This window comes from Marinobacterium stanieri (assembly GCF_900155945.1).
Classification (GTDB): Bacteria; Pseudomonadota; Gammaproteobacteria; order Pseudomonadales; family Balneatricaceae; genus Marinobacterium; species Marinobacterium stanieri.
Genome location: NZ_FTMN01000011.1, coordinates 69,044 through 82,675, shown reverse-complemented (window position 1 = coordinate 82,675; position 13,632 = coordinate 69,044). Strand labels below are relative to the sequence as shown.

Below are 13,632 nucleotides of genomic sequence, written 5' to 3'. Positions count from 1 at the left end.
GCGTCGCCCCTGACGGCCCGGCTTCCCTTCTGTTTTCATTCTCGGTGACATCCATGAATCACTGGCAACTGAAAGAAGCGGTACGCTGTCTGAATTCCGGGGGCGTGATCGCCTATCCCACCGAAGCCGTCTGGGGCCTGGGCTGTGACCCCTACAACCAGGCTGCCGTGCAACGATTGCTGGCGCTGAAGCGCCGCCCTGAGCACAAGGGCCTGATACTTGTTGCGGCCGATGAATCCCAGATCGAACCCCTGCTGAGCCCTCTGAACGAAGAGCAGCGCCAGTGCCTGCGTGACACCTGGCCTGGCCCGAACACCTGGTTGCTGCCGGATCCCAAGCAGATGATTCCGAGCTGGGTTAAAGGTTGCCATTCGCCGGTGGCGGTGCGTGTCAGTGCGCATCCGCTGGTTCAGGCGCTGTGCCGTGAATACGGTGGCCCCATCGTTTCGACCTCGGCCAATCGCAGTGCTGCAGAGCCTGCAAGGTCAAAACTGAAAGTCAGTACTTACTTCGGCTCCAGCCTTGATTTTGTATTGCCAGGCGAGCTGGGTGGCCTTGGCAGGCCAACAGTGATTCGAAACATTCAGGATATGCAAACAATACGGGCGTAGTGAGCGTTCGCTAACCATTTTGGAGGAGACACATGTCGGCACCTGACGTACACAAGGTAAAAGCGTATTTGCTGGACCTGCAGGACCGCATTTGCGCTGCCCTGGAACAGGCCGATGGCGAAGCACGCTTCACGGAAGACAGCTGGGACCGCGCCGAAGGCGGTGGCGGCCGCACCCGTGTGATCGGTCAGGGCGCTGTCATCGAAAAAGGCGGCGTCAACTTCTCCCATGTGCATGGTTCAGCCCTGCCCGGTTCGGCGACGGCGCACCGCCCCGAGCTGGCCGGTCGCAGCTTTGAAGCCATGGGTGTATCCCTGGTGATCCACCCGCATAACCCTTATGTGCCGACTTCGCATGCCAATGTGCGCTTCTTCATTGCCGAGAAAGAAGGTGAAGAGCCGGTATGGTGGTTTGGTGGCGGTTTCGATCTGACGCCCTACTACGGCAACGACGATGACTGCCGCCACTGGCACCAGATGGCACATGATGCCTGTGCGCCCTTCGGTGACGATATTTACCCGCGTTTCAAACAGTGGTGCGATGACTATTTTTACCTGAAACATCGTCAGGAACCGCGCGGTATTGGTGGCCTCTTCTTTGATGACCTGAACGAACTGGGCTTCGACAAGAGCTTTGCCCTGATGCAATCCATTGGTGATGCCTATGCACCGGCTATCGTGCCTATCATCGAGAAGCGCAAGGATACGCCCTATGGTGAACGCCAGCGTGACTTCCAGTTGCACCGTCGCGGACGTTACGTCGAGTTCAACCTGGTCTGGGACAGAGGCACCCTGTTTGGTCTGCAGTCCGGTGGCCGCACCGAATCCATCCTGATGTCGCTGCCGCCGGAAGTGCGCTGGGACTATGACTGGAAGCCGGAGCCCGGCACGGAAGAAGCCAAGCTGTATGACCGTTACCTGCAGCCGCGCAACTGGCTGGAGGTTTGAGATGAGCGATCGTTACGCAGTCATGGGAAATCCGGTTGCCCATAGTAAATCGCCGCAGATCCATACCCGCTTTGCCGAGCTGACCGACCAGGCGCTGACCTATGGTGCTGTGCATGTAGAATCACCCGATTTTGAAACCGAAGTCGGGCGTTTCCTGCAGGGCGATGGCAAAGGACTGAATATCACGGTTCCGTTCAAGGAGCGTGCCTGGGCGCTGGCGCAGTGGCGCAGTGAACGTGCTGAACGTGCAGGGGCGGCCAATACGTTGTACCGCCTGGAAGACGGCCGTCTGGCGGCGGACAATACCGACGGGGTTGGTCTGGTCCGTGATCTCAGGGATAACCATGGCGTCAAATTGGCAGGCGCGCGTGTTCTGGTACTGGGTGCCGGTGGCGCGGTACGCGGTGTGATGCACCCGCTGCTGGAAGCCGGTGTGGGTTCGGTTTTGATTGCCAACCGAACGGTCTCCCGTGCTGAAGAGCTGGCCAGTCTGTTCACCGACGAAGGCGAGGTATCGGCCTGTGGCTTTGATGCCATCCCCGCCGAGGCGTTTGATCTGGTGATCAATGGCACCTCTGCCAGTCTTCAGGGGGAGCTGCCACCGGTTCCTGCGGCGGTTGTTGCCGCCAACACCGCCTGCTATGACATGATGTACGGCGCAGAACCTACGCCTTTCTGTCAGTGGGCCATGGATCTGGATGCCGGTCGTGTCATTGATGGCCTGGGCATGCTGGTTGAACAGGCTGCTGAAGCTTTTTCAGTGTGGCGCGGTGTGACCCCGGAGACGGCCAGTGTGATTGACCAGCTGCGTGCCAGCCTGGATACAAAATGATCAGCTAGTCAGCTGAATCTCAACGCGTTTTCACTCACCGCCTTGCATCCGGCAAATGCGAGGCGGTATAACAGAGGCAGACCCTCTGCTGTGGAGTACGCGCATGGACAAGCATCTGCCGCTGGCGCCCGAGGCGCTCTACTGCCGCTGCGACCCTGAACTCCTGCCGTTCAAAACGACCGAGTCGCTGGAACCCTTCTCCGGATTCTTTGGCCAGGAAAGGGCCATCGAAGCCATGGCCTTTGGCATCGGCATGCAACGTCCGGGGTATAACCTCTTCGTTATGGGCAACCCGCATACCGGCCGCTTCTCCTTTGCCATGGAAAGCCTCAAGGCATCGGCGAAAAAACAGCACAAGCCCAGTGACTGGTGCTACATCAACAACCTCAGCGATAACCGCTACCCCGTTATTTTGGAACTGCCTTCCGGGCGTGCCAATCAGCTTAAACGTGATATTCGCCACCTGCTCGACCGGGTGCTGGCCGAGTTGCCGGCCGCGTTCGAGAATCCGGCCTATCAACGCATGAAGAGCCAGATCGAGCGAGAATTCAACGGCCACTATGACGAAGCCTTGAATCAGGTGGAGCGCAAGGGACGCGAATACAACATTGCCGTCTTTCGTGATGGGGCTACCGTCGGCTTTACCCCGGTCGCCAATGGCCAGGCCATTGATGAGGCGGCGTTCTCGCAGTTACCCGAGGAGGAGCGGGATGCCATTCAGGCACATATCTCCGAGCTGGAGGAGATGCTCAACGATAGCCTGACCGAGCTGCCGGTGTGGCGTCGTGAAGCCTCGGAGCGGATAGAAACGCTGGATCGTAATACCGCGCGCCAGGCAGTGTCGCCGCTGCTGCAGCCCCTGCGCGACAAGTACGCCAACATCTCATGCATTGTCGACTACCTGAAGCATGTTGAATCGGACCTGATCCGCAACGCCGGCGAGATCGTCAATGATGACAACCCGCTGGAAGCCAAGACCGATGCCATGCGGCGCGACTATCTTGAGCGTAACTACGGGCTCAATCTGCTGGTCGACAATCACAAGACCAAAGGTGCGCCGGTGGTGTTCGAGGCGCATCCCAGTTATGAAAACCTGTTTGGCCGGGTGGAATACATCAGTGACATGGGGGCGATGGTCACCAACTACACGCTGATTCGTTCCGGTGCCCTGCATCGCGCTAATGGCGGCTACCTGGTGCTGGAAGCGGAAAAGCTGCTGGAGCAGCCGTTCGTTTATGGCGCGCTCAAACGCGCGCTCAAATCGCACGAGATTCGCATCGAAAATCCGGTCAGCGAATACACCGGTATCAGCGCCATTACCCTCAGTCCCCAGCCGGCCAAGCTGAAAGTGAAAGTGGTTCTGGTAGGTGAACGGGATACCTACTATCTACTGCAGGAGCTGGATCATGACTTCGAGAAGATGTTCCGTGTAGTGGTGGACTTCGATGAGGATGTGCACCGTACGCCCCACTCCATTCGCCAGTATGCCCGTTTGATGAAAACGCTGGCTACGGAAGAAAACCTGGCGCCTCTGACGCGCCGTGCCGTTGCCCGTCTGGTGGAGCACAGTTCAAGGCTGTCGGGTGATCAGGATCTGCTGTCGGCGCATGTAGGAGAGCTGGTGGACCTGCTGTGCGAGTCGGATTTTCGTCGTCGTGAACAGGGTGACACCCAGATCAACGCCGAACATGTGGAGCTGGCGCTGGAAGCCAAGGAGCGTCGTACCGGCCGGCTGTCACAGAAAATACTGGAAAGCATCCTCAATGAAACGGTGTTGATCGACACCGACGGGGAAGCCGTAGGCAAGGCCAACGGCCTGACGGTGCTGCAGGTGGGCGATGTCTCCTTCGGTAGCCCGGCACGCATCACTGCTACGGTACATCCGGGTAACAAGGGCATTATCGATATCGAACGTGAGGTTACTTTGGGGCAGCCGATTCACTCCAAGGGGGTCCTGATCCTGTCCGGTTTCCTCGGTCACACCTATGCCGGTGACTTCCCGCTGGCGCTCTCGGCCAGTCTGGCCATGGAGCAGTCCTATGGCTATGTGGACGGAGACAGTGCCTCTCTGGCTGAAATCTGCGCTCTGATCTCGGCACTCACCCATATCCCCATTCGCCAGCAGTACGCCATCACCGGCTCGATCAACCAGTATGGTGAGGTGCAGGCGATTGGTGGCGTAAACGAGAAAATTGAAGGCTTCTTCCACCTGTGTAAAACCCGAGGCCTGACCGGTTGGCAGGGCTGTGTCATTCCCAAGGCCAATGTACGCCATCTGATGCTCAAGGCAGAAGTGGTTCAGGCCGTGGAGGATGGCATGTTCCATATCCATGCGGTGTCCACGGTGGACGACTGTCTTGAGATTTTGATGGGCCGCACGGCCGGTGTACTCAAGGACGATGGCCATTTCACCCAGCGCAGTATCAATGCACAGGTGGTGAAACGCTTGCGGGAGATCGCCAAGGCCAAGGCGTAAATCTGGGCACTATAACCCGGCTAATGGGTGGGATAGCCCACCAGCCGGGTAATAGAGTTTGATTAACTAGAATCGCATTCCCACTTCCAGCCAGACTTTGCGTCCAGGGGTATAGCTGTCACTGATACTGTCAAAGCGGCTGGTTTTAGTGCTGATCGATTGATCGAAAAGGTTGCTTACCTCGATCATCATATACCCCTGCTGAGATGACCATAGACGAGGTTTCCAAAGTACTTTGGTGTCGAGCGTTACCAAATCTGCAAGCGTGTAGTCTTCATAGACATCGTAGCGATTGCCATTGCTATCGGTGTAGCTATCGCCGCTGTCACGGGCAATAGTGCTTCCACTTCGCAAGCTGACAAAGTTTGACCAGGTCAAATGCCAGTGCGGGACTCGGGTCTGGGTGCTCAGGCTGATATTGAGCGGAATATTGTAATCCCAGGCAGGAAGCTCGCTGCCGTCGATAACGCGCCCCTCATAATAGACCGGTTCGGGCTCTTGATCATATGCATCGTCGCTCTGGAGGTCCGTTTCGGTCTGTTTCCAGCCGACCGACAAGCTGGTAATGGTTTCACTGCCTGCCAGCTTTAGAGGGTGATCGGCATGATCCAAGGTCCAGGTAAGGCTGTCGGTATCGTTGCGGCCAGTATTGTCATAGTAATATTTGCCATCACCGTCTTCGATTCGGCGAATACTGTCACGGCTGGCGCGGTGAACAAATTTCAGATGGCTGTTAAATGGCCCCATGCGTTGTGCCCAACCCAGCATCAGTTCATCTGAATAGGGGGTGGCCAGGCTATTGTTGCGAGAGCTGTCATCGTATGTAGTTTCTCGGGTGATGTTGCCATTGGTGTCATAAAAGGTGAGCGTGTTCCAGCTTTTAATCACATCATTGATGGCATAGCGCAGGAAGTTGCGACCGTAATAACGGTTGGCGCCGGCTGTCAGTCGGGTGCTTCCGTCACCGAAGCTATCCCAGGTCGCACTTAGTCGTGGGGCCATGTCCAGATTTTCCAGCCAGCTGTTGTAATCAGCTCTCAGGCCAAGCCGGAATTGCCAGTTACCTTGTTCGATATGGTCATCCACGTACAAAGCGGCAGTGGTGTAGTCCAGAGAAACTTTGCCGGCGCCATAATCGAAGGCACGGGCCAGATATTCATCGCCGAAGTCACTGTCACCACTGCCATTCTGGTCAATACAGCCGTTGATGTCGCTGTCGGAAAGGCAGCTGTATTCACGGAAGAAAGCACCCTCAGGTCGCTCATAGAAGCTTTCGGTGTATTTCAGGTCGCCTCCGACGATCAGGTTATGGCGGCTGCTGCCCCAGGACATGGGGGCCAGCTCCAGTTCGGGCGACAGGGAAAAGGCAGTCTGTCGCTGGGTGGTATCGCCATAGCCTCCGGACTGGGTTGGCAGGATGCCTTCAAGTGACTCGTGGCGGGTGAACAGGTTGCTGCCGCTGTCCAGTTCGTCGCTCATGCGATCCATCGCCATGTCGAGGTTGAAGCGTGCACCGGAGTCGAGCGTGTATTCCAGATTGCCGCCCAAGCCCCAGCCGCCATGGCTCTTGGTGAACATGTCGTCATAGCGAGTGGAAGTCAGACCGTCATGGCTACGATCGGAATGTCTCAGGCTGAAGCTGGTGTGCAGTCGCTCATGCCAGCGGTGATCCAGCTTGGCGTGCAGGTTGTTGATTCGGTCGTCATAGTAAACCCGGTGCAGTCTGTCTAGACCATCACTGTAGCTTTGCAGGAAGCTGGAGCTGCGTCGGCTGACACCTAGGGTCAGTCCGGTATCCTCACCGATGCCCTGTTGAGCTGACAGGGTGTAGTTGTCCTTGCGATAAATAGGGGTGTATTCCGCACCATAGCTGTCAGCTGTGTCGAACTCTTCCTGGTCACGTTCGTCGATATGGAAAGACTCCCATTCGTCACGCTGGATGCCGTAGCGCAGGTCGACGAAGTCGTTGCCGTCGTAACGCTTGACCTTGGCGCTGACCACCCCGCCGGTAAAGCCGCCGAAGCTGGCGGGCACGTTGCTGTCGTAGACTTCGATCTGTTCCAGCAGGTCCACGTCCAGATAGTAGCCCTGGGGCGAGCTGCCACCTATCACACCGGTCAGACTAGGGCTGCTGAACAGGTCGCCGCCGGAGCCGGGGTTGATATCGCTGGTGGTGTCGATGCCGTCAATCATGAACAGGTTCTGGTAGTACGCCTGACCATGAAAGGAGAACTCTTCTGGACGCATTACGCCACTGTTTGCCGAGCTTCGGCCGTTGCGAGAGAAGTCCACCGCCGGGTTGGTACGCAGCAGGTCGGCCAGGTTACCCTCTCCGGTGGGCAGCTGCTCGATCAGTTCCTGATTGATGACCTGCAGACCGAAAGCGATTTCACGACCGGTGACGGTGACGTCCGGCAGTGTCTGCATACAGGTGTCCGATTGATCCTGGTTACAAGTGTTACTGGTCTTCGCGGCGGTGTCGGCCGCTGCCGGGGTGGCATATAGCCCCGCCAGGACCGCGATGAATGGCGTTAAGGCGTTGTGAGATCGCATATCATCCCTTTACAGGCAAACATGGGGGGAGTGCTATGTGGTTGCGGCCATTCCTGGGGCGCAATAGAATAGCCGGCAGCCATAGGGATAATAAACTAATTAAACACAATAATCATTATCATTTGAGGGTTGGCTATTCCTTCTGCGGGATTCCAGTTGGCAACTCCGGGGGCCGTAGCTTCAAAGGTCGGTGGCTGAGACTGGCGAGAAATGCCTCTAGTGCATTCAGCTCCGCAGTGTCCAGCTGCAGAGGGCGAATCAGTGGTGACAGCGGTGGCAGGTCCGGGTGCAGCTGGCTGCTGCCGATCATGCCGGCGTTGTACATGTTGAGGATGCCGCGCAGGCTGGGGAATAAACCGTTATGCATCCAGGGGTCCGTATAGGCCAGGTCGCGTAGGCTGGGCGTACGGAACTTACCGCGATCTGCCGCCTGCCCGGTGGCTAGTTCGCGACCGATATCTTGGTATTGACGACCGTAGTAACTCAGGCCGGTATGGTGGAACTGGCCGTCCGAATACAGTGAGCCGTTATGGCAGTTGAGGCACCCGGCCCTGGTGCGATACAGGTGCAAGCCGAAGATCTCCTGATCGTTGAGGGCGTCATATTGCCCGCTGATGAAACGGTCCAGCCGATTGGGTCGGGAAACGATGCGGCGTTCGAAAGCCGCCAGGGCCTTGGCCAGCTGATCGGCGTCGATAGGGCCTACACCGAAGGCTGCACTGAAGGCCTGGCGGTAGCCCGGAATACGGTTGAGCCGGGACAGGACGTCCTCCAGGTTGGCGTTCATCTCTATCGGGTTGGTGATCGGTTGCAGTGCCTGATCCAGCAGACCACCGGCACGGCCATCCCAGAACAGCTGATCGAACCAGGCGGCATTGAGGATGCTCATGCTGTTGCGGGTTCCGCTTTGGCGGTCATGGCCGAATGCAACACGCCTGCCGTCAGCCCAGCCCAGGTCCGGGTCATGGCAGCTGGCACAGGCAACTTGGCCTGAGCCCGACAGGCGTGGGTCGAAGAATAGTTGCCGCCCTAGTGCTTCACTGGCAGGAGTATGCCAGTCCTCAGGCGGCAATGGAGGCAGAGGGGCCAATTCTGGCACCTTGCCTGCTTCCGGGTGGGTGGTTGCTGCTGGCCAGCGTTCAGGTGGCTGGCGGTAGGCTTCGGCGGAAAAAGTGCTGGAGCATGCCTGATGCGGAATACCCAGATATAACAGCAGACTTAAGGTGCAGATCAGTCGTCGGTAGGTCCATTTGGATGACATTCCTAGCCCAAACGCAGATTCATGTGGTTGTCCCAGGCTAATTGGGCGGCGATTGGGTCCAGTGGCAGGCGCTCGCGCAGGTTATCCAGAGGACGCATGCGGTACAGGTGGCCCAATCCTGAACTCACCAGAAACTCACCAGCCTGGTCTGTTGCCGCCAGGCCGCAGCCGTCGCGACAGCGCATGGCGTTGATAAAGCGGTCCTGTTCAATATCCCAGAAGGTGATCAGGTTACCGCGTGGCGCCGAGATCGCCGCAACCCGTCCGGATCGGTCGATACGGGCACTGCCGGCATACTGCTCCATCTGGTTGTTGATCGGCTCAGGTGCGCGCAGCAGCTTGAGAGGCTCGCCCCGGCGGTGGACGGCAACCAGTGGCTTGTTGTCGCTGATGGCACCCTGGTACTGCAAGGCAATGGCTACGGTACCCGCAGCACTTTGATCCATGTGGCGGATGCTGAGCTGGTGGTTATCCGCACTCATGCTCACCTGTTCCAGCAGATCACCCGACTTCAAGTCGATATAGGCCAGGCTGGGCTGCATGCTGTCCAGGTTAAGTTTCTCACGGCCATGATCCGGGTGTGTAAGGATACCGCCGTTGGCGACCAGGACCTGGTTGCCATTCAGCAGCAGCTCATGGGGGCCAATGCCATAGCTTGGTGTACGGCTTACCTCGGCGAAGTGATTGCTTACATCACGAATGACGATCTGGCCTTGCCCGCTGGCGATATCGTTCTCGGTGCTGACCAGCCAGTGGCCATCGGGAGTGAACAGGGCGTGGCCAAAAAAGTGATGCCCCTCCCCTGCATCCACCCGCTGAACCTGCTGACCGCTGTGATAGTCGACTATCTCAATAAACCGGCCCGGGCGACGTGCAACGGCGGCTGCCCAGGGCTGCTGCGGATGCAGTTCCACGTGATGGGCACGCTCGGGCAGCGGGTAGCGCAGTTGCGTCTGCCCTTCGGCATCGGTTACCAGCAGCCAGTGCTGGCGCCGGTCACTGGCGGCACTGACGAGCAGGCCTGCATCGGTCTGCCCTGTGGTTGTGCCACTGGCCAGGACACGGGTGGCAGGCAGCAGGCAACCCGCGGCCAGAAGGCTCAGGAAACGGCGGCGATTAGTCTCCATCACGGCTGTTGAACCCCAATTGGATGTTCAGCACTTCCATGGCGGTATCCAGCTGTTCACTCAGCTGTTTCAGCGATGTGGCAACGCCCAGCAGGCGGGTATGGGTTTCAGCCCGGGTGACGGCCTGCTTCAACGGCCCCTGAACAGCGTCCAGCTGGGCGTTGATGTGCTCAAAACGCTCGGCAATATCCTTGGCCAGCTGTTCTGACCCTGCCTCCTCCAGCAGGCTGCGCACGCTGGGATCAGTGCCCTGGTAGAGCGCGTTCAACGCCTCCAGATTGGCCCGAATGTTAGCCAGTGAGGCACTGCTGCGATGGCTTTCCAGCAATTTGGGACGGGCGGATTCGGCAGACTCAGCCATGGGCTTGAGCAGCTTGCTGTCGCGAATGGCTTCGATGGGTTCCACCAGAGATGCCATCAGCTCCACTGCCAGTTCAGCGGCAACATCCGGATCCTGCTCGGGCTGAAAATCGCTTTTGGCCTGTGCTGACCATTCGCTGTGAATGGCATGGCTCATCTGCGCGACATGGCCGGCAATGGCCTGGGTCAGTTCACAGCCGCGACCGTTTTGCAGCGTTTGCAGGGCGTTATCGGCAAACAGCAGTCGTTCCAGCGCCGGGAAGCCCTGAATGGAGACACTGGCATGGCGGAAGAATTCGGCATCATAGGGCTGGTCGCTCGCCAGAGCCTGACGGAGCTGGCGGGCGCCGATGTTCTTGCGGTCAGGCCAGAACTGGAGGCCAAAGTTACGCATCAGAAACTGCACCGGGCCAAACTGAACGTGCTGTATGCCCTGCCAGCTCAGCATGGTCTGGCGCCACTGGTCCTGCACTTGCACCAGCCCCGCTTCCGAAGGGGCCGCACAGAAGGTTTGGGCTGAGGCTGACAGCGCTGCGCTGGCTTCGTCCAGAGCCGCATAACGCGGCAGCACATGCTGCTGGACCGCCTGATAGTTGTAGTGGGACCAGTCCGGTGTCGCCGCGCAGGCCAGGCTGGACATGAACATCACTGTGGACGCCAGCAGGCCTCGTGGCCACCGGCGAGTATGAATCGGTTGCATCAAAGTGACTCCAGAAACAGGATCAGTTGCTTACGAGCATGTGGAGACAGTTGGCGGAAACGCTCACGTGCAGATTCGGCTTCACCGCCATGCCAGAGGATGGCTTCCGCCAGGGTGCGCGCGCGGCCATCATGCAGCAGTGCCCGTTCGCCGGTAACGGCCTGATGAAGGCCCAGACCCCACAACGGCGGGGTACGCCACTCATGGCCATTGGCACCGAATTCGGGACGCTGGTCAGCCAAGGCTTCGCCCATGTCATGCAGCAGCAGATCGGTATAGGGCTCAAGGCGGCGTTCGCTCAGCGCCGGCAGTGCCGGGTTGTTGCCCGTCCTCTGTATAGGGGTGTGGCAGCTGGCACAGCCGATTGCCGTAAACAGCTGCTCACCGGCTTTAACGTCCGGCTGGTCGCGGTTACGGCGCGCGGGTACCGCCAAATGTCGTGTATAAAACAGTAACACATCCATCATTTGGGCTGAGGCCTCAAAACCGCCCTGCAACTCAGTGTTGCCGTGAGGCGCCTTAAGGCATCCCGGTTGCCGGGCTGTGCAGTCCCCTGCCGCCATGGGGTAGTCGGGGTTGGAAATACCCAGGTCTGTATTCAACGCACTGGCATTTTGCAGCTGCAGAGAGGGTGCTCCGGCTTTCCAGCCAAAACGGCCCAGTTGTGGCTGTTCGTATTCAGGATGAAATACCCGGTTGGCGCGCCCGGAGATACCATCTCCGTCACGGTCATCAGGGTCTTCCTGCGCCAGGATATCGGCTTCCGGGATCTGTTCCAGCAGTCCGAGGCCGATCATGGCCGGTGCCAGGCGTGGTGACAGCTGCAAGTCCGGATGGAAGTTGCCATAGCCCGGTTGGCTGAGCCGGTACTCGGGCTGGCGCAGTTCAACCTGCTCACCCCCGTTGAGTTCGACGAGTCGGGTACGGTAGCGTACATTGATCCGCGCTTCGGCCGGCAGGCCAGTGGCAGCAAAGGTCTGCAGCTGAGTGCCGTAGGTAGGCTCAGGGGTGACGCCCAGAGGCGAATTGTGGCCATCTCCGGGGATGCCCAGCCGAATCAGCAGTCCGTTGCGGTTGGCACTGCCCTGCTCGTCGGGCGGCAAGCCACGGCCATTATTGATGTGGCACTGCAGGCAGGAGCGGGCGTTGTAGAGCGGCCCCAGGCCATCACTGGCGGTAGTGGATGAAGGCGAGGGCACCCAGATTTTTTCAAATATGGCGCGGCCCAGCACGAAGTCCATGCGGGTATCGAAACCGATCTGTGCCATCGGTTGCATGAAGGCCTTGCGCTCGGCGACTGAAAAAGAAGAACCGGGCTTACCCTCATCAGGTAGAGCCCGGCTCGGTTCGGCCGCCACTGCCATAGCGGCCTGGCTGGTGCACAACGCCAGCCAGAGGGAGAGCCAGCCTGTCAGACTGTGTGCATAACGGGTCATCGAGTCATTCAGCCGCCAAGAACAGCTGAGGGATTATCCAGACTGTCGGAACCTTCCAGTTCCACATCGGAAATACCCAGTGTTGCCATCACCTCTTCGAGGACCTGTGTTTGCTCGGTCAGGGCATCAACAAATGCCTGTACCTTGGCATTGCCTTCGGTGTTACCGGCGGCAATGAGTACATCAAAGGTTTCACCCTGCTTGGCAGCATCGACCATCGCCTGAGCGGCGGCCTGAGTCGCATTCAGGTGGTCACGCATCTTCTGGTCCAATGCCGGGTCAGCAGCCTTGGCCAGATCGGACAGGGACGGCCCTGTTACCTGGCTGCCATCAATACGGCTGTATTCACCCAGGTAAGCGTTACGGATACCCAGGGCGTCATAGTAGTGCGACCAGTGGGTATTGTCGGAGAAGCAGTCATGCTCTTCTTCCGGGTCATGCAGCATCAGACCCAGCTTGGTGCGCTCACCGGCCAGCTCACCGTAGGACAGGCTGCCCATACCGGTGGTGATGGTGGCCAGACCACCCAGCTCGCCTTTTGCCATCAATTGCTGGCGTGCTTCGCCACCGGTTTTCCAGGCATCGGCCATCTCGGTCAGATCATCGATCAGCAGCTCGGTGGCGGCTTTCAGGTAGTCGCGACGGCGTTCGCAGTTGCCGTTGCTGCAGTTGTCGGCATCAAAATCGCTGGCAGGACGGTTGCCGGCACCCTTGTTGGTACCGTTCAGATCCTGGCCCCAGAGCAGGAATTCAATGGCGTGGTAACCGGTAGCCACGTTAGCCTCGACGCCGTCGATCTCGTGCAGGGTTTCGGCTAGCAGCGCCTTGTCGATGGTGGAGGCATCAACAGACTTGCCACCGATGTTGAGCTCGGGGTTGGCGATAATGTTGGCGCTGTACCAGCCGTTGAAGTCGGATTCGGTACCGTAATGAGTGGTATCGACGTAATCGATCAGGCCTTCGTCCAGCGGCCAGGCGTTTACCTTGCCTTCCCAGTCATCCACGATGGCATTGCCGAAACGGTAAACCTCGGACTGCTGATAAGGCACACGCGCGGCGACCCAGGCTTCACGGGCCGCAGCAAGGTTGGCGTCAGTGGGATCATCGAGCAGCGTGTTGATGGCCTGCTGCAGTTGTTTGGCAGCGCTCAGGGAGTCGGCAAAAACGGCTTCGGCAATGTCGGCGTAGTGGGTGTTTACGCTGTTGGCTTGTGCTTCGACGGTCGCCGTGGCGGCACTGGCCTGGCTGATGGCAACCGGTGTAAGCGGGGACATGACGGCAGCTGCGATAGCGGCCGGCAGCAGAAGGCGTTTAAGTGACATGACTGCT

10 protein-coding genes are annotated in these 13,632 nt (G+C 58.7%); 4 read left to right on the top strand and 6 right to left on the bottom strand.

Annotation, left to right across the window (positions count from 1 at the left end; all coding sequences use genetic code 11):
• Nucleotides 1-53 precede the first annotated feature (53 nt).
• The 4 genes from tsaC (at nt 54) to BW956_RS19505 (ending at nt 4,866) form a co-directional block, all read left to right on the top strand.
• On the top strand, nt 54-611 hold the full coding sequence (gene tsaC / locus BW956_RS19520) for an L-threonylcarbamoyladenylate synthase type 1 TsaC (RefSeq protein WP_076465572.1): 558 nt from the start codon (nt 54-56) through the stop codon (nt 609-611).
• A gap of 32 nt (nt 612-643) precedes the next feature.
• Nucleotides 644-1,558, top strand: a complete 915-nt coding sequence (gene hemF, locus BW956_RS19515; protein ID WP_076465570.1) for an oxygen-dependent coproporphyrinogen oxidase — start codon at nt 644-646, stop codon at nt 1,556-1,558.
• 1 nt (nt 1,559) lies between these two features.
• The gene (gene aroE / locus BW956_RS19510) at nt 1,560-2,390 is read left to right on the top strand and encodes a shikimate dehydrogenase (protein WP_076465568.1); all 831 of its coding nucleotides are present in this window, start codon (nt 1,560-1,562) and stop codon (nt 2,388-2,390) included.
• A gap of 103 nt (nt 2,391-2,493) precedes the next feature.
• Nucleotides 2,494-4,866 (top strand): Lon protease family protein, encoded by a 2,373-nt coding sequence (locus tag BW956_RS19505; protein WP_076465566.1) that lies wholly within the window; start codon nt 2,494-2,496, stop codon nt 4,864-4,866.
• 66 nt (nt 4,867-4,932) lie between these two features.
• Here the strand turns inward: BW956_RS19505 and BW956_RS19500 are convergent, their stop codons facing one another.
• The 6 genes from BW956_RS19500 to BW956_RS19475 form a co-directional block, all read right to left on the bottom strand.
• Nucleotides 4,933-7,419: a TonB-dependent receptor plug domain-containing protein gene (locus BW956_RS19500; RefSeq protein WP_083703163.1), complete on the bottom strand. Its 2,487-nt coding sequence runs from the start codon at nt 7,417-7,419 to the stop codon at nt 4,933-4,935.
• Between the two features lie 133 nt (nt 7,420-7,552).
• The gene (locus BW956_RS19495; RefSeq protein ID WP_076465562.1) at nt 7,553-8,680 is read right to left on the bottom strand and encodes a cytochrome-c peroxidase; all 1,128 of its coding nucleotides are present in this window, start codon (nt 8,678-8,680) and stop codon (nt 7,553-7,555) included.
• 2 nt (nt 8,681-8,682) lie between these two features.
• The gene (locus BW956_RS19490; RefSeq protein WP_076465560.1) at nt 8,683-9,807 is read right to left on the bottom strand and encodes a DUF1513 domain-containing protein; all 1,125 of its coding nucleotides are present in this window, start codon (nt 9,805-9,807) and stop codon (nt 8,683-8,685) included.
• A complete protein-coding gene (locus tag BW956_RS19485) occupies nt 9,797-10,867 on the bottom strand; it encodes an imelysin family protein (RefSeq protein ID WP_076465558.1) in 1,071 nt (356 codons plus the stop codon). The genes BW956_RS19490 and BW956_RS19485 overlap by 11 nt, the downstream gene beginning before the upstream one ends.
• Nucleotides 10,867-12,303, bottom strand: coding sequence for a di-heme oxidoreductase family protein (locus tag BW956_RS19480; protein ID WP_076465556.1), 1,437 nt, complete (start codon nt 12,301-12,303; stop codon nt 10,867-10,869). Before BW956_RS19480 ends, BW956_RS19485 begins: the two co-directional genes overlap by 1 nt.
• Nucleotides 12,304-12,311: 8 nt before the next feature.
• Nucleotides 12,312-13,625, bottom strand: a complete 1,314-nt coding sequence (locus BW956_RS19475) for an imelysin family protein (RefSeq protein WP_076465554.1) — start codon at nt 13,623-13,625, stop codon at nt 12,312-12,314.
• Between the last annotated feature and the right edge of the window lie 7 nt (nt 13,626-13,632).